This window comes from Erythrobacter sp. A6_0, from assembly GCF_017744235.1.
Lineage (GTDB): Bacteria > Pseudomonadota > Alphaproteobacteria > Sphingomonadales > Sphingomonadaceae > Qipengyuania.
This window is the reverse complement of sequence record NZ_JAGHQR010000002.1, coordinates 416,379-438,585: the sequence shown is the minus strand read 5'-3', so window position 1 is coordinate 438,585 and position 22,207 is coordinate 416,379. Positions and strand designations below refer to the sequence as shown.

Below are 22,207 nucleotides of genomic sequence, written 5' to 3'. Positions count from 1 at the left end.
GCTGCCCGCCGGGCGCCTTTCGCCGAGTTAAAGCAATCTGCGTAGCGTCGGCTCCACAGGGGCGTCGCCCGTGCTCTTCGGATAACGCTCCATGCCTAATACTGCTCTTGCCGCAAGGCCGATGACCGAGGACAGCATGTCCCCGAAGAATTTCGCCCGGCTCTCGGCACTCATTCAGGACCTGTCGGGGATCAAGATCCCGCAGACCAAGCAGACCATGCTCGAAGGACGTTTGCGCCGACGCGTGCGGGCGACGGGTCTGGAAGATCTCGACGCGTATTGCGAAGCCGTTTTCGAAAGCGGAGTCGCCAGCAGCGAAACCGAGTTTCTTCTCAATGCGGTCACCACCAACAAGACCGATTTCTTCCGCGAACCCAAGCATTTCGAGTTCATGGAAAGTACCGCTCTGCCTGCGATCAAGGCTGCGGGCATTCGCCGCCTGCGCGCCTGGAGCGCAGGCTGCTCCACGGGTGCCGAGGCCTATACGATGGCGATGGTGTTCGACGATTTCGCAACGCGGCACGGTGGACCCGAATACGGCATCCTCGCCACCGATCTCGACAGCGACGTCCTCGAAACCGCGCGCCGCGGCATCTATCCGCGCGCGCTGCTCGATCCCACCCCGGCGGCTTTGCGCAGGCAATATGTGATGGAGCCGGTTGATCGCGGCAGCGGAGACGTTCGCATCGTTCCGGCCCTGCGATCGGCCATCGGCTTCGCGCAGCTCAATTTCATGGATGCGCGCTATCCGGTGGGCGATCCCATGGATATCATCCTGTGCCGCAACGTGCTGATCTATTTCGATCGGCCCACGCAGGAAGCGGTGCTGGGCCGTTTGTGCCGCAATTTGAAGCCGGGCGGCTGGATCATGCTCGGGCATTCGGAAACCATCGCCGACATGCACTTGCCGCTGCGCCAGGTGGGCTTCACTACATTTCAGAAGGTCTGACGATCATGGCGCAAAAACGCATCCGCGTCCTTGTCATCGACGATAGTGCCAGCGTCCGTCAGGCGATGACCTCGATCCTTTCGGCCGACCCGGACATCGAGGTGATCGCCGCCGCATCCGATCCCTTCGCCGCCGCACGGTATATTCAGGCCGAATTGCCCGACGTGGTGACGCTGGACGTCGAAATGCCGCGCATGGACGGGATCACCTTCCTTCGCAAACTGATGAGCCAATGCCCGGTGCCGGTGGTGATGTGCTCATCGCTGGTTGAGGAAGGGTCCGAAACGCTGCTCCAGGCGCTGGAAGCGGGCGCCGTGGACATCATCCTCAAGCCGCGCATGGGTGTGGCCGACCATTTGCTGGAATCGCACATGCGCATCCGCGAAACGGTGAAGGGCGCGGCGCAGGCGCGCCTCGGCCGCCGTTCCGCCGCCCGCAAGGACGCAGCGCCCCAGGCCAAGCTGACCGCCGATGCCATGATGCCGCCCCCGGGCGCCAATGCGATGCGTCGCACCACCGAAATGGTGGTGTGCATCGGTGCCTCCACCGGCGGCACCGAAGCGCTGCGCGAAGTTTTGGAGGCGTTGCCGGCCAATTCGCCCGGTATCGTGATCGTTCAACACATGCCCGAAAGCTTCACCAAGGCTTTCGCAAAGCGCCTCAACACGCTGTGCAAGGTCGATGTGAAGGAAGCGGAAGACGGCGACACGGTAATGCGCGGCCACGTGCTGATCGCGCCTGGCGGTCTGCGCCACACGATGCTGGAGCGGCAGGGCGCGCGCTATTACGTGTCCGTTCGCGAAGGGCCGCTGGTCTCGCGTCACCGGCCATCGGTGGACGTGTTGTTCCGCTCTGCCGCCCGCACCGCCGGGTCGAATGCGGTCGGCATCATCATGACCGGCATGGGAGACGATGGGGCGCGCGGCTTGCTCGAAATGAAGCAGGCCGGGGCGCGCACTGTCGCTCAGGACGAGGCGACATCGGTCGTCTTCGGTATGCCGAAGGAAGCGATCGCCCGTGGCGCGGCCGACCGGATCGTGCCGCTGGGCCACATCGCCAACGAACTCTTACGGGCAACCGAACGATGACCTATCACAGCGCTCTACCCGTTCTCGAAACCGCCACGCGGGTGCCATGCGCTGGGCAAGAGCCACGCTCGACCCGGCGCCTGGCACACGATCTGAGCGAGCTGGCGGCGGGCATGGACGTCCGCTTCGTCGCGGCAGGCAGAACCCTGATGACCGCGATCGAAACGATCGACCGTCTGATCGCGGTTCTCAAGGCTATCAGCGGCGCGCTGGACGAAGATGCGGTGGATGAGGCTGTCGCGACGCTGACCGGCATGGCGGATCTCCTGACCGACCTGCCGGAAAAGCTGCAGGCCCGCGAGGGGGATCTGCAGACGGCCAGGAACGATTCGACGATGCTCTGCAACCGGGTCGAAGAAGTGCAGAACCTCTTCTACGCACTCGAAATCTATGGCGTGAACACGAAGATCGCCTCTCAGGGGCAGGACGATTTTGTTCGGTTTGTTTCCGATATCGGCAGCCGGGTGACGTATGGTCGCGAGAATCTGGGCGCAATTTCCGACACGCTGAAGGCATTGGCCCCCAGCCTGTCGGATGCCGACCAGCTGATAGAACCGCTCCGCCTCGAATGCGCACGGACCGTGCCTGCGGTGCCCGAATTGCTGGCGAAGAATGCGCTGGTGCTTCGCGACCACATGAAGGCGATGGGAAATCTGGCAGCAAGCGTCCTGACGATCGCGCAGCAGATCCAAGGCGAAGTCGCGCTCGTCCTCGGAGCGCTGCAGGTCGGTGATAGCACGCGCCAGCGGATCGAGCATGTGGTCGAAGCGCTTGAAATTCTCGACCGGCACACCGCTCCGATCGCTTCCGATCAAGATGCGGTTCGCGCGGTGCAAGCGCACATCCACCGGCTTCTGGCGGATCTGCTGGATGCGGCGGCGATGGATTTCACCACCGGGTCCACGACACTGCTGACATCGCTGCGCGGTATCGGCCCGCTGACCGAACGGCTGGTGTCCCTGATGGAAGACGAGGCTTCGACAGGCGATGCCGAAAGGGGGGAGCGTACGCTTCTCCAGGAGGTCGAATACAATATCGCGGAAATGGAGGGCCTGACCACCCGGCTCCGCGAAACCGATGGGCAATCCAGTCTTCTCATGGGCGCGGTGGCCGAAGCGCTGGTCCAGTTGGGCCTCAAGCTCAAGATCTTTTCCGATCTCAGGATCGATGTCCGCAATATCGCAATGAACATGCTCGTCCTGTGCCGTCGGACCGGTGATACGGGGCGCGCCGTGTTCGTGATCGCCAAGGAAATCGATTGCCTTTGCGTCAAGCTGGGCGAGGCGCTGGAGGGCATGATCGAACTGGTCGCCAATCTTTCCAGGGTCGGCCCGGCGATTCAGGCCACCACGACGCTGGAAACGCGGCCCGATCTTGCGGACGCGCTGGCGATCGTCAGGCAGGGATGCAGCAGTAACGAAAGCGGAATAGAGCAGGGCAGGCTCGAGGCGGTCGATCTGATAGCCCTTCTCGACAGCGTCGACACCGACCTGGCCGAGGAGCTGTCGCTCGAGCGCGACATGACAGTCGCAAGCGAATTCCTCTCTGCGATGTCGCAGGGGATTTCGGATGGGGAGGAGGCGGCCCCCTCTGCCGAAGCGCTGAACGCGATTACCGCGATCCTTTCCGAAATCGCCGGGCGTTATTCCATGGCGCAGGAACGCGAGGTCCATCGGCGGCACGTGCCGGGAGGAGCCGAATTGGACGTGCCAGTCGAGGATGCTTGCGATGGATTGTTCGGCGATGCTGATGACGACGACGACGGCCTTTTCTAGACCGTGAAGCGCAAGCGGTGGCCGGATGATCGCGACTGCCCCGCTTCTTCGCCAAAGGGACGCAGCCCAAGGTCCGAGAAGCAGGCCCATATGGTAACGTGGCTGGTCTACGAAGCCGAGCCAGCCACGCCGAAGCCAAAGCCGCGTCCGTCCTAGAACCAACATGGCTGCTTTCCAGGCATTGTCGGACCATTTCGCTCAGTTGCGAGGCCGTGCTTAAGGCGCGCTTTTCGGGACGCTCGGGGAGGGGGCGAATACCCGGAATTGGCGCTTTGCCGACTAGCAGCTTGTGGGCCGGGAAGCAGACAATCATGGCGTGCTTTCCGTGCGTCGAGAGGCGGGACTTTTATCTCTGCTTTTCCAGCGACGGCACGCTCCAGCTGTCGTCGATCACCGGCTCTGCGGGGCGATAGGTGCGGAAGATAGCTTCGAACGGTCCTTCGGGTGTCGGCACCCAGACCACGTCCTCTTCCTCCGAGCGCTCGCGCGAGAGGTGGAGGCCGATCGATCCGTCCGGGCGCTTGACCAGATCGGACGAGCCCGAATTGATCGAGTGCCGGTCGATGGGCACCTCGAAGAAGAACAGCCGCCCGTCGGCATCGGGCTGGTACACGCTGAGCGACCAGAACGCCTTCACCGGCACGCCTGCGGGCGGGATCACCATCCGGTAGGAAGACGTGCCGCTCAGCGCATCGCCCGCGGCATCGGTCTCGGTGCGGAAATAGCGCGCGTCCTTCGTCTTGAGCGCGCCGAAGCCGATCAACGCGATGGCGGCGCGGACCAGGTCGTTATTCCCGTAATCGCCAAGGATCAGCGGCGGCGCATTCCAGCCCGGTCTATCCTGCGAGCGCGAGAGGCCCTTGCGCAGCATGTCGAGCGAGCGGGGCAGCCAAGCATTCCAGGCCGCGCGCGAACGCAGGGAGAGGCCGTCCCATACGCTCGTGTCGCCCGGAACTATGCCCTTGTCCGTAAACGTCGCGGCGCGCGCGACCTGCGGGTGGCTCGGTGAACGGCCGAGCACTTCGTTGGTCAGCGCGAGGAAGCTGCGCGGCTCCATTTCGGACGGGGCGACCGTGTTGAACAGGCGCGGCTTCGCCTTCGTGTCCACGGGTTCCACCACGATCCCGCTCTGCACCGCGCGCGCGGCATCGAGATCGTCGACCCCGGCCACGAAAGTGCGCGCGAGCAGCCAGACATCGTTCGACGGCATGCGGATCACATCGGGGCCGTCCTTCACCGGACTGTCGGGCCCGACGATAAGGTAGGTCCCCGCCCTGCCACCATTCTCGGCGTGACCGACCATCGTCTGGTCGGTGAACATGTCCATCAAGGCCACCGACAGATAGCGGTCGCCCGAATTGGGCAGCGTCAGGCGCACCGGAGTCTTGGAAAGCTCCAGCACCGCTGAGGTATAGAGCGTGTCGTTATTGGGTGCGGTAACCGAGCGGATGCGCTCGTCTGCCAGATCGCGCACGTGGATGTGGCGGTTGATGAGCACCTTGGTATCATCGCCCGCCCGCTTCGCAGCATCGGCCAGCGCCTCTTCGGATACCAGCGTATCGCCGACGTCGATCTGGCCCGACAGCGCCTGCATCGAACGCGCAAACTCGTAAGGCCCGAAGGCGTAGAAGAACGCGTCGATCACCGTCCCGTCGAGCGCGCCGGTCAGCTGATCCTCGCGCGAATTCGGGTCCGGCTGGATCGGCGCACAGCCGGGCAATGCGATGAGCGATGCTGCCGAAAGATTGAAAAGCGCGGCGCGGCGGGTGATACCATGACGCATGAGAATGATCCTTTCGCCCGAAAAACCTGACCCGGCATTATATGTACGTCCGTACATATATGAAGTATGATGAGCGAAGGTCAAGACGGATTGGCCCCGCGCCGCGGACGGCGCACGGCGGATGCTCCCGCAGGGCGCGATGCGCTGTTGCGTGCGGCAACGCGGTGCTTCGCCGATTATGGGTTCGAGGCGGCGAGCGTGCGGATGATCGCGAGCCGCGCGGGGGCGGCACCCAACCTCGTCGCGGTCCATTTCGGCAATAAGGAAGGGCTGTGGCTCGCCTGCGTCGATCTGCTTGCAGAGACCTTCGCGCCGAATATCGCCGCGCTGACCGCGATGGCCGAGGACGCGAAGACGCCATTGCGCGAAAGGCTGCGGCTCGCGATCGGGATGACTGCGGGCTATTACGAGCGCCATCCGGACCTGCGCGGCTTCGTCGCGCGTGCCAGCGTAGAGCCGCCGCCGCGCAGCGACATCGTCTCGGAACGACTGCTCAAGCCCCTGTACGAAGGGGCTCGCCCGCTGATCCAGCAGGGAATCGACGCAGGCATCGTTCCGATCAGAGACCCGACGATCGTCTTCGTGATCCTCAACCTGTCGCTCGGCCAGCCCGATCGCGTCGCCTCCGCGCTCGCTGCTCTGTCGACCTCATATCCGACGGACGAAATCACCCGCCGAATGAGCGACGCAATGGTGCGGCTCTTATTGAATGGGGGCGAAGGATAGGTCGCGGGAATACCATTTCACGGCGAATTGGTGCGGCTGTCGAAGGCCTGTATTCAAGAGCGGCGTTGGTCGAACGAATGGGCGATCGGCGAAAACGCAATTCGGAGTTTGGGTCGGCGGCGCAAGGCTCGCGGTCATGGTTCCAGCCAATGTGTCCCAGACAGGACCCGCATTCGTGGTTGAATGCTACGGCAATTCCACCGGATCTACCGAATTATTCCTAGTGAAAGTGGTGGTGCCGCTTACGTGACTCGAACACGTGACCCCATCATTACGAATGATGTGCTCTACCAACTGAGCTAAAGCGGCATTCCAGCCCGGCATGAACCGGGAAATTATGGAGGCCCGAGCCGGAATCGAACCGGCGTGCAAGGATTTGCAGTCCTCTGCGTAACCACTCCGCCATCGGGCCTCGTCCCTTGCCACCGGAGGCCTCTCTCGAAGCGCGCGCGACAGGGAAGCGGCCCCCTAGCGAATGGCGCGCCCTAAGGCAATCGCCTGTTTTCCGGTTTCGTGATGTGGGCGAAGCTCGGATGGGCTGGACCTCGACGGTAGGCGCGCTATGGCGACCGGATGGCCATTGCCGATCTACTCGCTCCGATCACCGCGCAAGGCGGTTCCTGCACGCTTCCCGATGCCGAAGACTGGATGCAGGGCCGCACGCTCTATGGAGGCGCCTCCGCGCTCATCGCCTATACTGCCGCGATCCGGGCCTTTCCCGATCTGCCGCCCCTGCGTGCGGGCCAGATCGCCTTCGTCGCGCCTTCGTCTGGCGAGGTCGATCTGCGGCGCGAGATCGTGCGGCGGGGGCGCAACGTCACTCAGGTCCGCAGCGAGATCTGGTGTGAAGGACAATGCACGTTGACCGCCTTCTGGCTGTTTGGCGCCGCGCGCGAGTCCAATGCGGTCCACCCGGCGGAAAAGCTTGCCGACTGGCCCGGTGGACCGGAAGAGAACGAGACGGTCCTCGCCGACAAGGGTCCGGCCTTCATCCGCAATAATTTCGAATTGCGGCGGGCGCAGGACCAGCGCGGGCCGGGCGAGCCGGTGGTGCAGCGCTGGGCGCGCGTGACGGATCGCCAAGGGCTCGATCCGGTGTCCGAGCTTATCCTGCTTGGCGACGTGCTGCCGCCCGGCGCCGTGCGCGCGATGCAGCGCCCGGGGCCGCTCAGTTCGATCAACTGGTCCTTCAACCTGCTCGACCCCGAACCCCGGACGCAGGATGGCTGGTGGCTGTCTCAGAATGCAAGCCAGCACGCCGATGGCGGGTATTCGAGCGAGCGGTTGCGGCTGTGGAACACGGACGGCCAGCAGGTGCTGGACGGGATGCAGTGCGCCGCGATCTTCGGCTGAATTCGAACGGCGGCGGATTGCAGATGCCAGGGGGCCTGTAAGCCGGGTTCTGTATCCGCAGACGGTATCCGACAGGCGGACCGTATCTGCGGCGGCAGCCATTCGTCTGGGCCGTGGATCGCTCCACGGCTCGAGCAGCCAACCCGGGCGGTCGCAGCGCGAAGGCCAGGGGCGAAACACCCCTGCCGGACGAGCCGGCGCGCCGCCCCTATTCGGCCTTGCTCCGGGTGGGGTTTGCCATGCGGGCCGCGTTGCCGAAGCCCCGGTGCGCTCTTACCGCACCCTTTCACCCTTGCCTGTTCCGGTACGTGGCCGGCCATCGGCGGTATGCTCTCTGTGGCACTTTCCCTAGAGTTGCCTCTGGCGGGCGTTACCCGCCACCCTCGTTTCGTGGAGCCCGGACTTTCCTCGACATCGAAATGCCGCGGCTGCCCAGCCCCCTGGCAGGGGCGCGATAGGCCATCCGAACCCGTTCGCCAAGATGTCCTGAAAGTAGCCGTGGGGGTGGCTCATCGAACACTGTCGCATGTCCGCCGATGCACGCCTGACCGACGTAATCGTTCGTGTTTAGATTAAAAAATGGGTCGGCTTTGGACTTGCGCGATTGGCGAAGGATCGTGAAAAGGGGGCGAATTTGGGGGTGATTTCGATTTGAAAACGGGGGTGGGCAGGCTGTTCCGTAGGGGCGGGCTGGCGTTGACGACGCTGGCGCTGGGCGGCTGTGCGACATTCGCGGGGACGCGCGATGGGGCGATCGAGGAAGCCTCCGTGCCCGTTCCGGCCGATTGGGCCTTTTCCGACACTGCGCCGATCGCTGTCGATCTGTCCGAATACTGGACCGCTCTAGGCGATCCGCTGCTCGACGATTTCGTCCGTCAGGCGATCGCGGAAAATCGCGACATTGCGCTGGGGATCGCGCGCCTCGATCAGGCGCGGGCCGGATTGCGTCTGGCGCGCGCAGGCTATCTCCCGAACGTATCGGGCAGGGCGGGCGTGAGCCGCGATGTGGGCGATTTCGCGCGCGAGGAATTCGATCTCAGCGTCGGTGCCGATATCGCCTGGGAAGCCGATCTGTTCGGCCGCATCTCGCGCCAGATTGCCGCCAGCCGCGCCGATCTGGCGGCGGCGGGCTATTCGCTGGCGGACGTTCAGCGGCTGATCGTGGGCCAGGTCGCGATCCAGACGGTACAGGCGCGCGCGCTCGCCGAACAGCTCGCCATCGCACGTTCGACGCTAGTGTTTCAGGACGACAATCTCCAACTCGCGCGCTGGCGCAATCAGGCAGGGCTGGTCTCCAGTCTGGATGTCGAGCAGGCGCGGGCGCAGCGGGCGCAGACCGCCGCGACGATCCCGCTTCTCGAAAGCAATCTCGTCGCCCGGGCCAATGCCATCGCAACGCTGATCGGAGAGCCGCCGGGCCGGACGTACGAAGCGCTGACCGAAACCGAACCGCAGCCGGTCCCGGTGCCACCCGCCGCCTCCGGCTTCGCCGCACCTGCCGATGTGCTTCGCCGCCGCCCCGATCTGCGCGCGGCGGAAGCGGATTTGATCGCCGCCGCGGCCCGTATCGGCGTGGTGCGGACCGATTTGCTGCCCGCCGCACGCATCAGTGGGACGATCGCGACCGGAGCGACCTCGCTCGGCGGATTGTTCGACATCATCACCGGCAATCTGTTCGCAGGCCTCACTCAGCTGATCTTCGATGGCGGGCGCACGCGGGCGCGGATCGACAGCGCCGAGGCGATCGCCGAGGCTTCGCTCGCCAGTTACGAGCGCACTGTATTGTCGGCGTTGGAGGAGGTCGAGACTGCCGCCGTCGATCAGCGCACGGCGGACGAGCGGGTGGCGATCACCGAAGAAGCGCTCGACGCGGCGGAGAATTCCGCGTTTCTCGCACGCAGCCAGTACGAGGCCGGCCTCACCGATTTCCAGACGCTGCTGGTGGTCGAAAACCAGCTTCTGTCCGCGCGCAACCAATTGGTGGGCGCTCAGGCCGATCGCGCCACGGCCTTCGTCCGCCTGACCCAGGCGCTGGGCGGCGGATGGAGCGCGAGCGATTACGATTTTCCCCTGCCCGCACCCTATGCGGCGCAGGGCCAAGCTAGGACAGCCGAATGAGCGATCCCGAAGCCGCAAGCCCACAAGAGGAAATCGAGAGCTATCTCGACACCGGAAAGCCGCGCAAATGGTACAGGCGCAAGCGGGTCTGGGGCGGCATCGTCGTGGCGATCCTGCTGGTCTTCGCCCTTTCGCGCTGCATGGGCGAGGAGCCTGCGCCCAATTACGTGACGGCGGAAGTCGTGTCGCGCTCGCTTGACCTGACCGTGACGGCGACGGGCAATCTGCGCCCGACCAATCAGGTCGAGGTGGGCTCTGAAATATCGGGACGGATCGATCGCATCCTCGTCGATGTGAACGACCAGGTCACGCGCGGCCAGGTGCTGGCCGTCATCAACACGGACGTGATTCAGGATCAGATCGACCAGAACCGTGCCAGCCTCAACGCCGCGCGCGCCCAGATCGCGCAGGCGCAGGCGACGCTTTCTGCCGACAGCGCGCAGCTAGAACGGTTGCGCGAGGTGGAGCGGCTGTCCGGCGGGCGCGTGCCTTCCGATGCGGAAATGGAGCAGGCCGTCGCTGCGGTACGCCGCGGGCAGGCGGCGGTCGCCTCGGCACGCGCCAACGCCTCGGCAGTGGAAGCGCAGCTTTCGACCGCGCAGACCCAGTCGCAGCGCGCCGTTATCCGCGCGCCCGTTTCCGGCGTGGTGCTGGCGCGGCAGGTCGAACCGGGCCAGACCGTGGCTGCCAGCTTCAACACGCCGACGCTGTTCGTGCTCGCGGAAAATCTCGCGACGATGCAATTGCGCGTCAATCTGGACGAAGCCGATGTCGGCCAGGTGGAGCAGGGGCAGCGCGCGACCTTCACCGTCGATGCCTATCCCGGCCGCCGTTTCCCGGCGCAGGTGGAGCGGGTCGACCTCGCTTCGAACACGGTCTCGCAGACCCAGCAGCAACAAAGCGCGCAGCAGGGCCAGTCCGTGGTCAGTTATGAAGCGCGGTTGACGGTCGATAATCCGCAGGGCCTGCTTCGCCCCGGCATGACCGCCACCGCCACGATCGCGACGCAGAGCACCGGCAATCGTCTGCTCGTGCCCAACGCCGCGCTGCGGTTCGAGCCCGAGAGCGAGGACGAGGGCGGCGGCATCTTCGGCAATCCCAATATCGGGCTCCAGCAGGAAAGCGAAGCCGGCATCGGCGTGGGCAGCCGCCAGACGGTCTATGTCGTCGAAAGCGATGGATCCCTGCGCGGTATCGAGGTCGTCACTGGCCAGAGCGACGGGCGCTTCACCGTGGTCGCGTCCGAGGAGCTGAAGCGCGGCATGAACGTCGTCACCGGCATCGCGGCGGGGCCGCAGTGACGCGAGGCATTCCCGTAGCGTGAGCGATGCACCGATCATCGAATTGGAAGGGATCACCAAGACCTTCGGCACCGGGGCGGCGGCGTTCCAGGCGCTGAAGGGCGTGAACCTGTCGATCGCGCGCGGCGATTTCGTCGCGGTGATGGGCCCATCGGGTTCGGGCAAGTCGACCACGATGAACATTCTGGGTTGCCTCGACACGCCGACCAGCGGGACGTTCCGGTTTCGCGGGGTCGAAGTGCAATCGCTGTCGCGCGATCAGCGCAGCATGCTGCGCCGCCGCTATCTCGGTTTCGTGTTTCAGGGCTTCAACCTGCTCGCCCGCACCAGCGCGCTCGAAAACGTCGAATTGCCGCTGCTCTATCGCGGCGAGACCAAGAAGGCGCGGCGCGAGGCGGCGGAGCGCTCGCTCGACAAGGTCGGGCTGCTCCCCTGGGCCAGCCATACGCCCGCTGAATTGTCGGGCGGGCAGCAACAGCGCGTCGCCATCGCCCGCGCGCTCGTGACCGATCCCGATGTCCTGCTGGCGGACGAGCCGACGGGCAATCTCGACACCGAACGATCGGTCGAGATCATGGAACTTCTGAGCGGCCTCAGCGAAACGGGCATCACCGTGCTGATGGTGACGCACGAGGAAGAGATGGCCGCTTTCGCGCGTACCATCGTCCACTTCCGTGACGGATTGGTCGAACGCAGCGAGGCGGGCGCGCGAGCCGGGGCGGAGGTGCGGCCATGAGGCTGCGGATGTTCGGCGCCACGTTGCTGCTCGCCTTTCGCGAGATCCGGCGGCATCTGCTGCGCAGCTTCCTGACGACGTTGGGGATCATCATCGGCGTCGCCGCCGTGATCACCATGGTGACGCTGGGGCGGGGCCTGACCGCAGATGTGCAGGAAGATATCGCCGGGTTGGGCTCCAACGTCTTCATCGTGTTTCCCGAAAGCGTCGAAGGCCGCGCCCCGCCGCCGTTCGAGGACGACGACATTCGCGCCGTGGAGCGGCAAATACCCGGCGTCGTGAGCGCGGCGGGTACCGCACAGGCAGGCGCGACTGCATTTCACAACGGGCAGGACTGGCGCACCAGCGTCCAGGGCGCTGATCCCGCATTCTTCGCCGCGCAATCGATCGACGTGGAAGAAGGACGCAGCTTCAACGCTCAGGAAGTGGAAAGCGGCGAGGCGGTCTGCATCCTCGGCACCAAGGTGGTCGACGAGATCTTCGTCGAGGGCGAAGTGCTGGGCGAACAGATGCGGATCGGCAATGTCAGCTGCCAGGTGATCGGCACGGTTGGGGAGCGGTCTTCCGGCGGAGGCGGCGGCGGGCAGGATGCCAACGACGTCGTGTTCATGCCGCTGAAGACAGTGCAGCGGCGCTTCACCGGATCGGGCAACGTCCAGTTCTTCGTGGTGAAATACGACGATTCCTACACCAATTCCTCGATCCAGCAGCAATTGATCGACCTGCTGCGCGAACGCCGCGTGATCCAGGAAGGCGAGGCCAACGATTTCAACATCGTCGATACCGCCGATATCAACGAGACGGTCAACAACGTGACCGGCACGATGACGGCGGTCGTCACCGTGATCGCCGCGATCAGCCTGCTGGTCGGCGGGATCGGGATCATGAATATCATGCTCGTCAGCGTGACAGAGCGAACGCGCGAGATCGGCATCCGCCTCGCCATCGGGGCGCTGGCGAAGGAGGTAAGAATGCAGTTCCTGACAGAAGCGGTGGTGCTGTGCTGTTTCGGCGGACTGCTCGGCATATTGCTGGCGCTCGGCCTGTCGATGTCGCTGGCCAATGCGATCGACCTGCCGTTCCTGTTCGATCCGGTCGTGAATATCGTCAGCTTCGTATTCAGCGCGATCATGGGCGTGATCTTCGGTTATTATCCCGCCCATAGGGCCAGCAAGCTCGACCCGATCGACGCGCTTCGCCACGAATAGATCAGCCGCTGTTTCTGGCCCCTATATAGTCCAAGCCGCGTAACGCCGCGGGGACCGAAATCGCGCGAGCCAGATCGGCGGGGATATCTACTTCGCCGGTTTGCCCCGACACACTGTCGCACCCGATGGAAATCGCAAACCGTCCGGATTGAACCCGCCAAGGCGCACTGTCATTTGCCTCGCCCAGATGCGCGGCGCTTAGCTGGAAACGCGCTTCTTGACTGCCTCCTGCGGGAACTTCGAGACGCTGAAAACCCCGCAGGCGTAGGTCCGGCGTGTGGGGTGTGCGTACATAAAGCTGAACCGTTTCGCAGACCGGATGGGGGTGCGGATTGGTCAGCTTCACATGCGCGATCACGCTGTCGCAGCCGAATTCGACCGTCAGAGGCGAAGATTGGAGCGTGCCGTAGGTCAGGCCGTGGCCAAAGGGATGAAACTGCGGCTGCTCCGGCTCGCCGAGCGCCATGGGAAGCTTGCCCTGCGGTGGGCTCTCTCCGGTCAGGATTGCGGCGATGGGCTCCTCGAAGCCGGTTTCCGGCGACCAGGCATGCAGATGCGCGGCAAGATCCTTGGGCAGACATGTCGGATCGAGCGGCAGCGCGGTCGCCGATATGAGCAAGCAATGCGCGTTGGCGTGCACCAGCCCGGCCAGCAAGGCCTTCGCCGCCGGGCCGAGGCGCGGCAGGCCGGGGCCGGGCTCGCAATCCGCCTCGCCCACGAACAGCATCACTGCCCGCGCGCGCGATGCCGCATTGGCGGCGATACCGATCGCCATGCCATCTGCCGCGAAAAGCGCGTTCGGCTGATCGAGGGCTTCCTGCCGCAAGGCCAGCCCGGTCAACTTGCGATACGCGATGCCTCGCGCAGCGAGCCGTTCGCCCACTGCCTCGCCCATGCCGCTGCCGCAATCGACGCACAGCACCGGCTCGGACTGGACCTGCAGGGGCAGTACGGAGTCTTCGTTGCGCAGCAATATCATCGACTTGCGGGCCAGCGCGGCTCTTGCGGCGGCGTAATCTCCCGAAACGGCCAGGCGGGATCCTTCGACGCGTTTGAACGGATCGCGGAACAGGCCGAGCTGGGCCTTTGCCATCAGGATTCGGCGGACCGTCTGATCCAGCTTCGGACCATCCGCACCCACATCCGCATGCCAGCTGGAAAAGTCGCGGCCGATGAAAGCTTCGCTAGGCGCCTCCGTGGGCTCATCGTCCGGCCGAGTGATACCGGACGATCCAAGATCGCCATCGCGCAGCAGAACCAGGGCATGGCCGAAGCGAGCGAGATCTCTGCCATTTTCGCTACCGGAGAGCCCACGCACGACCGCATCGCGCAAATACCGTGCCAGAAAAGTGAACTCGCTGGAGGACCGATAGCGTGAGGTCGTGGCAAGGGAGCGGAAAGACGGTGCCGCGACCCATGTCACGCCGCGCGTGTTGGCTTCGATCGCCTTGTGCCGTGCGAGATTTTCCACCGCCTCGACGTCCCAGCTCGCTGCCATGGCAAGAGGAGAAGGCCAGGCCGCCTCGTCGATCCGGTCGGCAAAGAGAAGGGGAATGCCAAGCCGTGTCTCTTCAACCGCAAGGCGCTGCAATTCCGTCGCCTCTGCGGGCGAGCGTGGCCCAATGACTGTCCCAACCTGCCCCGCGCGTAGCTTGCGGAGCGTTTGATGATCGAGGGCATTTTCACTCTCCCGCAAGGGCAGCATCGCCGTTTCCAGCTGGCCGCGCTTTTCCGCCGTCGTCATGTAGGACAACAGATCCTCGACGAAGTGCAGCAGATTGGATCGCAGGGCGGCAGTCAGCGGCAAGGCTCAGCGAACCTCCGCTGCGGGTCGCGAGAATTTCGTGTCGATTTGCATCGCTGAAAGCATTTTCCCCACCCTTCGCATGTGATCCGAGCGCCAATCGACATGACCCCGCGAATCATCGCGTCGCAGGCCGAAGCGTTTCCATCCGATAGGGGAAGGAAGTTTAACAGACGGTTTTTCCATCGTTTTCGATTGTTCAGCTTGCCGCGCGCGCAGTCAAATCCATCGACTTGAAAGCCGATTTACAGACTTGCAGATATCTTTATATTGCGTCCGATGGACATCGAGGCGATCTTTCGGGCTCTGGCGGATGGGACGCGCTTGCGGATCATGCGCCTGCTCGGCTCAATGGAGCTATCGGTGGGCGAAGTGGCGCAGGTTCTCGGGCAGAGCCAGCCGCGCGTATCGCGCCATGTCGGGATATTGAGCGCCGCCGGTCTCGTCGAACGGCGCAAGGAAGGTAGCTGGGTTTTCCTGCGCGCACGCCACGGGGGCGATGTTTCGGACGCGGTGGGTGAACGCATCGAGGGACTGCTCCAGGCCTGCGAGGGCGAGGATCGCGATTTCGGCGCCGTGTGCGAGCAGGACCGGCGCCAGCTCGCCCAGATCCGCACTGCGCGAGAGAAGGAGGCCGCCTCCTATTTTGCCGAGCATGCGGGGGATTGGGACGAGGTTCGGCGGCTCCACAGTTCGGACGAACAGGTTGAAGATGCGCTGGCAGCGGCTCTGGGCGAAGATCCGCTCGGTCGCCTGCTCGATATCGGCACCGGAACGGGCCGGATGGCGGAATTGTTCGCCCGCTCCGCCGATCGCATCGTGGCACTCGACAAGAGCCTCGCCATGCTGCGCGTCGCACGCGCCAAGCTTCAACATCTGCCGACGGAGCGCGTGGAACTGGTCCAAGGCGATTTCGCCCATCTTCCTTTCGACGATGCCAGCTTCGACACCGTCCTGTTCCATCAGGTGCTCCATTTCGCGCAGGATCCTGCGCTGGCGATAGCGGAAGCGGCGCGCGTGCTGAGGCCTGGCGGGCGCGTGGCGATCGTCGATTTCGCCGCGCATCGCCGGGAGGAATTGCGCGAGCGCCACGCCCATGCGCGCCTCGGTTTCACCGATGCGCAGATGCAGACCCTGCTGACCGACGCCGGACTGGCGCATCGGCCCCCCATATCGCTCGACGGAGGTTCTTTGGTTGTGAAGATCTGGATTGCGCTGGCCCATGACGAGGCCTCGCGCATCGACAGGAGGGCCGCATCGTGAGCCCGACTCTCAATCAGATGCGAGAAGCGCAGCGCGCGCTGGAAGCGCCGATGTTTTCGGACCTCGCTGGCGATATCGAAGTGAGTTTCGAATTCTTCCCGCCCAAGAGCGAGAAGATGAGCGAGACGCTGTGGCAGAGCGTCGAGACGCTGAAGCCGCTCGACCCGCGCTTCGTCTCGGTCACCTATGGCGCAGGCGGTTCGACGCGCGAGCGCACGCACGAACAGGTCGTTCGCATTCAGAACGAGGCGCAGATTCCCGCCGCTGCCCATCTCACCTGCGTCGCCGCGACGCGCGAGGAGGTCGATGCGGTGGCGCGCCATTACTGGGAAGAGGGCATCCGCCACATCGTCGCCCTGCGCGGCGATGCGCCCGACAGCGACAAGGGCTATTCTCCCCATCCCGGCGGGTACGAGAACGCGGTCGATCTGATCAAGGGCCTGAAAAAGGTCGGCGACTTCGAAATCTCCGCCGCCGCCTATCCCGAAATGCATCCCGATTCCAAAGATCGCCAGGCCGATCTCGACAATCTCAAGGCCAAGTTCGATGCCGGGGCGACCCGTGCGATCACGCAGTTCTTCTTCGAGCCGGAATGTTTCTTCGATTTTCGCGACCGCGCAGCGGCGGCGGGTATCGAAGGCGAAATCGTGCCGGGCATCATGCCGGTGATGAGCTTCGCCGCGGTCCAGAAGATGTCGGGCCTTTGCGGTACGGCGATCCCGCCGTGGATGGAGGGCCTGTTCGAAGGCCTGGACGAGAAGCCCGAAGCGCGCCAGCTCGTCAGCGCCACCATCGCCGCCGAACTCTGCCGCCGCCTCTATGCAGGCGGCGTGCGCCAGTTCCACTTCTACACTCTCAACCGCGCCGAGCTGAGCTATGCCATCTGCCACATGCTCGGCCTGCGTCCGAAAGTCGCATCATGACCAAACGCGAAGCCTTCGCAGCCGCCGCCAAGGCGCGTATCCTGATCAAGGACGGCCCCTACGGCACCGAAATCCAGCGCGCGAAACTCTCGCCCGAAGATTATGCGGGCGATACCGGGCTGAACGCGGATCAGAAGGGCAATAACGACCTCGTCAATCTGACGCAGCCGCAGGTGATCCGTAAAATCTGCGACAGCTATATCGATGCAGGCGCGCATATTCTCGCCACCAACACCTTCAACGCCAACCGCATCAGCCAGGCCGATTACGGGGCCGAAGGGCTGGTGCGCGACATCAATGTGTCCGCCGCGCGTATCATCCGCGAGGCAGTGGACGAGGCCAGCGCGAAGGACGGTATCCCCCGCTTCGTCGCGGGCGCGGTGGGGCCGACCAACAAGACGCTGTCCCTGTCCCCAGATGTCGAGGATCCCGGTTTCCGCGAGGTCGATTTCGACACCATCGTCGATGTCTATCGCGAACAATGCGCCGCGCTGATCGAGGGCGGGGCGGATTTCATCCTGATCGAAACGGTGTTCGATACGCTGAATTGCAAGGCCGCGATCATGGCGGTCAAGCAGCTGGAGCGCGAGCTTGGTACCGACATTCCGCTGATGATCTCGCTGACTCTCACCGATCTTTCGGGCCGCAATCTGTCGGGCCATACGGTGGAGGCGTTCTGGTATACGGTGCGCCACGCAAAGCCGCTGACGATCGGGCTGAATTGCAGCTTCGGTGCCGAACAATTGCGCCCGCATGTCCAGCTCCTGTCCGATATCGCCGACACCTATCTGATGGCCTATCCCAATGCCGGCCTCCCCAACGATCTGGGCGAATATGACGAGCTGCCGGAAACGACCGCATCGCTGACCCGCGTCTGGGCTGACAACAGGCGGATCAACGCATTGGGAGGTTGCTGCGGTTCGACGCCCGATCATATCGCGGCGATGGCGCGCGCGGTCCAAGGCGTGACGCCGCGCACCGTGCCGGAGATCGACGCCAATATGCAGTTGGCCGGGCTCGAATCCTTCACGATCGCGGCGTGATCGGAGCGGCATGAGCGAAACCGCCCGACCCGATATCGCCATTCGCGAGGCGAGCGCGACGGACGCGGCGCGCCTTTCGCTGGTGGCCGATGCGACCTTTCTCGAAACCTTTGCGGGGCTGATCGATGGCGAGGCGCTGGTGGCGCATTGCGCCCGCCATCACGAGCCCGACCATCTGCGCGCGGGCCTCGCCGCCGGAGCGCGGGCCTGGCTGGCCGAACTCGACGGCGCGCCGGTCGGCTATGCGCTGCTGGTGGAGCCCGAACTGGATGCCGCAGAGCCCGGCGATATCGAGCTGAAGAAGATCTATCTTCTGTCGCGCTTCCATGGCGGCGATACGGCAGCGCGCCTGCTGACCAGCACAATTGACGGGGCGGCAGGGCACTCGCGCCTGCTGCTGGGCGTCAAGGACGACAATCACCGCGCGATCGGCTTCTATGCGAAGCACGGCTTCCGCCAGATCGCCACGCGCCGCTTCGATGTCGGTGGCACTCTTTACGATGACGTCGTGCTCGCGCGCGATCTCGAATAGGTCTGATATTTCCATGAGCGATCTTTCCACCGCCCGTTTCGTCAATATCGGCGAGCGTACCAACGTCACCGGATCGGCGCGCTTCAAGAAGCTGATCATGGCGGGCGATTACGAGACCGCCGTCGAAGTCGCGCGCGAGCAGGTCGAGAACGGCGCGCAGATCATCGACGTCAATATGGACGAAGGCCTGCTCGACGCGAAGCACGCGATGACCACTTTCCTCAAGCTGATCGCCGCCGAGCCCGACATCGCGCGCGTGCCGGTTATGGTCGACAGTTCGAAATTCGACGTGATCGAAGCGGGGCTGAAATGCGTATCGGGCAAGCCGATCGTCAATTCGATCTCGATGAAAGAGGGCGAGGAGCCCTTCCTCGATCACGCGCGTATCTGCCGCGATTACGGTGCGGCAGTGGTCGTCATGGCCTTCGACGAGGCGGGGCAGGCCGATACGAAGGCGCGCAAGGTCGAAATCTGTTCGCGCGCCTATGATTTGTTGGTCGGGATCGGCTTCCCGCCCGAGGACATCATCTTCGATCCCAACATCTTCGCGGTCGCGACGGGGATCGAGGAGCACGACCGTTACGGCCTGGATTTCATCGAGGCGGTGGCCGAGATCAAGCAGCGCTGCCCCAAGGCGAAGACCAGCGGCGGCCTGTCCAATCTGAGCTTCAGCTTCCGCGGCAACGAGACCGTACGCCGCGCGATGCATTCGGTGTTCCTCTATCATGCGATTCCCGCCGGGCTCGACATGGCGATCGTCAATGCGGGGCAGCTGGACGTCTACGACCAGATCGACCCGACCCTGCGCGAGGCCTGCGAGGACGTGATCCTCATGCGCCGTCCCGACGCGACCGAGCGACTGATCGACCTTGCCGAAAGCTATCGCGGCACAAGCGCGGCGGACGAGAAGGCGGCCGAGGAATGGCGCGGCTGGGACGTGAAGCGCCGGCTGGAACACGCGCTGGTGAAGGGGATCGACGCGCATGTCGTCGCCGACACCGAGGAAGCGCGGCAGCAATTCGCCAGTGAAGGCGGCCGCCCTATCGAAGTGATCGAAGGCCCGCTGATGGACGGGATGAACGTGGTCGGCGACCTGTTTGGATCGGGCAAGATGTTCCTGCCCCAGGTGGTCAAATCGGCGCGCGTGATGAAGAAGGCGGTCGCGCACCTCATCCCCTTCATCGAAGCAAGCAAAGAGCCTGGCGCCAAGGCCAAGGGCACCATCGTGATGGCCACGGTGAAGGGCGACGTGCACGATATCGGCAAGAACATCGTCGGCGTGGTGTTGCAGTGCAACGGCTACGAGGTGGTGGATCTGGGCGTCATGGTCCCGTGGTCGCAGATCCTTGCAGCTGCCAACGAGAACCAGGCCGACATGATCGGGCTGTCTGGCCTGATCACTCCTTCGCTCGACGAGATGGTGACCGTGGCGCAGGAAATGCAGGGCGCGAAGATGACCATGCCGCTGCTGATCGGCGGGGCGACGACAAGCAAGGTGCACACTGCGCTCAGGATCGATCCGGCCTATGAAGGCCCGGTGATCCACGTCCTCGATGCGAGCCGCGCGGTCGGCGTCGCCAGCCGCCTGCTGTCGGACACTCAGCGCGACGATTTCGTCACCGATACGGCGGGCGAATACGTCAAGGTGAGGAGGGCGCGCGAGGGCCAGTCGAAAAGCGTGCTGCTGTCGCTCGAAGAGGCTCGGGCGAATTTCTGCGACGTCTACCTCTCGGACAAGGCCGCGCCGCCGCTCCAGCCGGGGCGCCACGTCTTCCCCGACTGGGATCTGGCGGAATTGCGCGACTATATCGACTGGACGCCTTTCTTCCGCGCATGGGAATTGCACGGCACCTATCCCAAGATCCTCGACGACGAGGTGGTGGGCGAGACCGCGACGCAATTGTTCGCGGACGCCAACGCCATGCTCGATCGCATTATCGCGGAGAAATGGCTGACCGCGCGCGGCGTCTGCGGATTCTGGCCGTGTGCGCGGGATCAGGACGACATCACGCTCCACCTTGACAGCGGCCATGTCACGCTTCCCTTCCTGCGCCAGCAGGTCCAGAAATCGCGCGACAGGGCCAATATGTGCCTGGCTGATTTCATCGATCCGGCGGGCGACTGGATGGGCGGTTTCGCTGTCGGCATCCACGGCATCGATCCGCATTCGGAGCGCTTCCGCGCCGACAAGGACGATTATTCTGACATCCTGCTGAAGGCATTGGCGGACCGGTTCGCGGAAGCCTTCGCGGAACGGCTGCACCAATATGTCCGCACCGATCTGTGGGGCTATGCGCCGCACGAACAGCTCACCAATCAGGCGCTGATCAAGGAAGAGTATCGCGGTATTCGCCCCGCGCCGGGCTATCCCGCCTGCCCGGATCACTCCCTGAAACCGATCCTGTTCGATCTGCTCGATGCGCCCGAAAACGCCGGGCTGACCCTGACCGAAAATTTCGCCATGTGGCCGACCGCAGCGGTGAGCGGGTTCTATTTCGCCCATCCGGAAAGCGAATATTTCGGTGTCGCGCGCATCGGGCGCGACCAGCTCGAGGATTATGCGGAGCGGCGCGGCGTCGATCTCGCCACGGCGGAACGATGGCTGCGGCCCAATCTCGACTGAGCCGACTGCCGCCCGGGCGGCTGGTCCTGATCGGAGGTGCCTTGCTCCTCGCGGCCTATGCCGCGCTGTGGCTGCTGGTGCCGGTGTCGCGCGGCCTGATGGGGAGCCTGTGGTTTCTCCCCGGCGTCGGCCTGACAGGCGCGATCATCGCCAATACTTCGGGCACGGGCGGAGGCGTGGTGTTCGTGCCCGTCTTCAACGCCTTGCGCGAACTCGATGTGATGGCGCTCACGCCGTTGCAGGTGGTCGGCGTGTCGATGGCGATCCAGAGCTTCGGGATGAGCATGGGGGCGCTGCGCTGGACCGACCGGCTGCTGCATCAGCCGGAGCCTCGCGCGCTCGAAGCGCAGGTCCGCACGCGCGACTTCGCGCTGGTGGTCGCCGGGGGGCTGGCGCTGTCCGTGCCGGGCATGCTGCTGACGCAACGACTGGGCAGCTTCGATCAGCATGCCGTCCTGCTCGGCTACAAGGCGTTCTCGATCCTCCTCGGCACGGCCCTGATCGCCGCGACCTGGACGGTGAACGCCCGCCGTGCGGAACGGGACCGGCTCGCGCCTGGGGATTTGGCGATGCTCGCTGCGATCGGCCTCGTTGGCGGGCCGATCACCGCTCTGTTCTCGGTCGGCGTGGGCGAGCTCGTCGCTCTCTATCTCTTCATCCGCCATTATCCGGTCCTGCTATGCACCGGTGCGGCCTGTGTTATCTCCGCCATCAGCGTGATCGCAGGCAGCGTGTGGCATATCGAGGCGGGCACGATCGTGTGGGAAGTCGTCCTGCTTGCCGCGCCTGCCGCCATGCTCGGCGGTTTCCTCGCGCGGCCGATCGCAATGTGGCTGGGGGCGAAGCGCCTGAAGACGCTCGACGGCGGCTGGATCGTCCTGTCGGCGCTCTACCTGCTGTGGCTCAACGCCTAGGGCGAATACGGCGTGCAAAACCGCTTGGCGACGCCGTTTGCCGATTGACCGGCGCGCACGAAGCGTTC

At 64.4% G+C, this 22,207-nt stretch carries 17 protein-coding genes, 2 tRNA genes and 1 other RNA gene; 15 read left to right on the top strand and 5 right to left on the bottom strand.

Annotated features, from left to right (window positions below):
* Nucleotides 1–91: 91 nt before the first annotated feature.
* The 3 genes from J7347_RS07800 to J7347_RS07790 are packed head-to-tail and all read left to right on the top strand — an operon-like array spanning nucleotide 92 to nucleotide 3,812.
* Nucleotides 92–949: a CheR family methyltransferase gene (locus J7347_RS07800; protein WP_245173900.1), complete on the top strand. Its 858-nt coding sequence runs from the start codon at nucleotides 92–94 to the stop codon at nucleotides 947–949.
* A 5-nt stretch (nucleotides 950–954) separates the two neighbouring features.
* Nucleotides 955–2,037 carry a chemotaxis response regulator protein-glutamate methylesterase gene (locus J7347_RS07795; RefSeq protein ID WP_209161565.1) on the top strand — a complete coding sequence of 361 codons (1,083 nt, stop codon included), beginning with the start codon at nucleotides 955–957 and terminating at the stop codon, nucleotides 2,035–2,037.
* Nucleotides 2,034–3,812: a hypothetical protein gene (locus J7347_RS07790; RefSeq protein ID WP_209161564.1), complete on the top strand. Its 1,779-nt coding sequence runs from the start codon at nucleotides 2,034–2,036 to the stop codon at nucleotides 3,810–3,812. The genes J7347_RS07795 and J7347_RS07790 overlap by 4 nt, the downstream gene beginning before the upstream one ends.
* A gap of 346 nt (nucleotides 3,813–4,158) precedes the next feature.
* Here J7347_RS07790 and J7347_RS07785 read toward each other — a convergent pair whose 3' ends face one another.
* Nucleotides 4,159–5,595 (bottom strand): DUF1254 domain-containing protein, encoded by a 1,437-nt coding sequence (locus J7347_RS07785; RefSeq protein ID WP_209161563.1) that lies wholly within the window; start codon nucleotides 5,593–5,595, stop codon nucleotides 4,159–4,161.
* Nucleotides 5,596–5,664: 69 nt separating this feature from the next.
* Between J7347_RS07785 and J7347_RS07780 the strand changes: the two genes are divergently transcribed.
* The gene (locus tag J7347_RS07780) at nucleotides 5,665–6,321 is read left to right on the top strand and encodes a TetR/AcrR family transcriptional regulator (protein ID WP_209161562.1); all 657 of its coding nucleotides are present in this window, start codon (nucleotides 5,665–5,667) and stop codon (nucleotides 6,319–6,321) included.
* A 233-nt stretch (nucleotides 6,322–6,554) separates the two neighbouring features.
* On the opposite strand, the gene J7347_RS07775 is transcribed toward J7347_RS07780, so the two are convergent.
* Both J7347_RS07775 and J7347_RS07770 read right to left on the bottom strand, forming a co-directional pair.
* Nucleotides 6,555–6,630 (bottom strand) — tRNA-Thr (locus tag J7347_RS07775).
* A 29-nt stretch (nucleotides 6,631–6,659) separates the two neighbouring features.
* A tRNA-Cys gene (locus J7347_RS07770) sits at nucleotides 6,660–6,733 on the bottom strand.
* A gap of 161 nt (nucleotides 6,734–6,894) precedes the next feature.
* Between J7347_RS07770 and J7347_RS07765 the strand changes: the two genes are divergently transcribed.
* Complete coding sequence (locus tag J7347_RS07765) at nucleotides 6,895–7,674, top strand: thioesterase family protein (RefSeq protein WP_209161561.1); 780 nt, start codon at nucleotides 6,895–6,897, stop codon at nucleotides 7,672–7,674.
* A gap of 22 nt (nucleotides 7,675–7,696) precedes the next feature.
* Here the strand turns inward: J7347_RS07765 and rnpB are convergent.
* Nucleotides 7,697–8,118, bottom strand: an RNA gene (gene rnpB / locus J7347_RS07760) — RNase P RNA component class A.
* A 207-nt stretch (nucleotides 8,119–8,325) separates the two neighbouring features.
* Between rnpB and J7347_RS07755 the strand changes: the two genes are divergently transcribed.
* From J7347_RS07755 to J7347_RS07740, 4 genes are read left to right on the top strand one after another with little or no spacing between them, the layout of a single operon-like run.
* A complete protein-coding gene (locus tag J7347_RS07755; RefSeq protein ID WP_245173899.1) occupies nucleotides 8,326–9,792 on the top strand; it encodes an efflux transporter outer membrane subunit in 1,467 nt (488 codons plus the stop codon).
* Nucleotides 9,789–11,093, top strand: a complete 1,305-nt coding sequence (locus J7347_RS07750; protein WP_209161560.1) for an efflux RND transporter periplasmic adaptor subunit — start codon at nucleotides 9,789–9,791, stop codon at nucleotides 11,091–11,093. The genes J7347_RS07755 and J7347_RS07750 overlap by 4 nt, the downstream gene beginning before the upstream one ends.
* 19 nt (nucleotides 11,094–11,112) lie before the next feature.
* Nucleotides 11,113–11,829, top strand: coding sequence for an ABC transporter ATP-binding protein (locus J7347_RS07745; protein ID WP_209161559.1), 717 nt, complete (start codon nucleotides 11,113–11,115; stop codon nucleotides 11,827–11,829).
* A gap of 8 nt (nucleotides 11,830–11,837) precedes the next feature.
* Complete coding sequence (locus J7347_RS07740; protein WP_067684644.1) at nucleotides 11,838–13,037, top strand: ABC transporter permease; 1,200 nt, start codon at nucleotides 11,838–11,840, stop codon at nucleotides 13,035–13,037.
* Nucleotide 13,038: 1 nt separating this feature from the next.
* Here J7347_RS07740 and J7347_RS07735 read toward each other — a convergent pair whose 3' ends face one another.
* The gene (locus J7347_RS07735) at nucleotides 13,039–14,844 is read right to left on the bottom strand and encodes a fibronectin type III-like domain-contianing protein (protein WP_209161558.1); all 1,806 of its coding nucleotides are present in this window, start codon (nucleotides 14,842–14,844) and stop codon (nucleotides 13,039–13,041) included.
* A gap of 276 nt (nucleotides 14,845–15,120) precedes the next feature.
* Between J7347_RS07735 and J7347_RS07730 the strand changes: the two genes are divergently transcribed.
* The 6 genes from J7347_RS07730 to J7347_RS07705 are packed head-to-tail and all read left to right on the top strand — an operon-like array spanning nucleotide 15,121 to nucleotide 22,139.
* Nucleotides 15,121–16,104 carry a metalloregulator ArsR/SmtB family transcription factor gene (locus tag J7347_RS07730; protein WP_067684624.1) on the top strand — a complete coding sequence of 328 codons (984 nt, stop codon included), beginning with the start codon at nucleotides 15,121–15,123 and terminating at the stop codon, nucleotides 16,102–16,104.
* The gene (metF, locus tag J7347_RS07725) at nucleotides 16,101–17,027 is read left to right on the top strand and encodes a methylenetetrahydrofolate reductase [NAD(P)H] (RefSeq protein ID WP_197465628.1); all 927 of its coding nucleotides are present in this window, start codon (nucleotides 16,101–16,103) and stop codon (nucleotides 17,025–17,027) included. Before J7347_RS07730 ends, metF begins: the two co-directional genes overlap by 4 nt.
* Complete coding sequence (locus J7347_RS07720) at nucleotides 17,024–18,070, top strand: homocysteine S-methyltransferase family protein (protein ID WP_067684626.1); 1,047 nt, start codon at nucleotides 17,024–17,026, stop codon at nucleotides 18,068–18,070. The genes metF and J7347_RS07720 overlap by 4 nt, the downstream gene beginning before the upstream one ends.
* A gap of 10 nt (nucleotides 18,071–18,080) precedes the next feature.
* Complete coding sequence (locus J7347_RS07715; protein ID WP_209161557.1) at nucleotides 18,081–18,602, top strand: GNAT family N-acetyltransferase; 522 nt, start codon at nucleotides 18,081–18,083, stop codon at nucleotides 18,600–18,602.
* Between the two features lie 13 nt (nucleotides 18,603–18,615).
* Nucleotides 18,616–21,225 carry a methionine synthase gene (gene metH, locus J7347_RS07710; RefSeq protein WP_209161556.1) on the top strand — a complete coding sequence of 870 codons (2,610 nt, stop codon included), beginning with the start codon at nucleotides 18,616–18,618 and terminating at the stop codon, nucleotides 21,223–21,225.
* Nucleotides 21,201–22,139, top strand: a complete 939-nt coding sequence (locus tag J7347_RS07705) for a sulfite exporter TauE/SafE family protein (protein ID WP_209161555.1) — start codon at nucleotides 21,201–21,203, stop codon at nucleotides 22,137–22,139. The genes metH and J7347_RS07705 overlap by 25 nt, the downstream gene beginning before the upstream one ends.
* The last annotated feature ends 68 nt before the right edge of the window (nucleotides 22,140–22,207 follow it).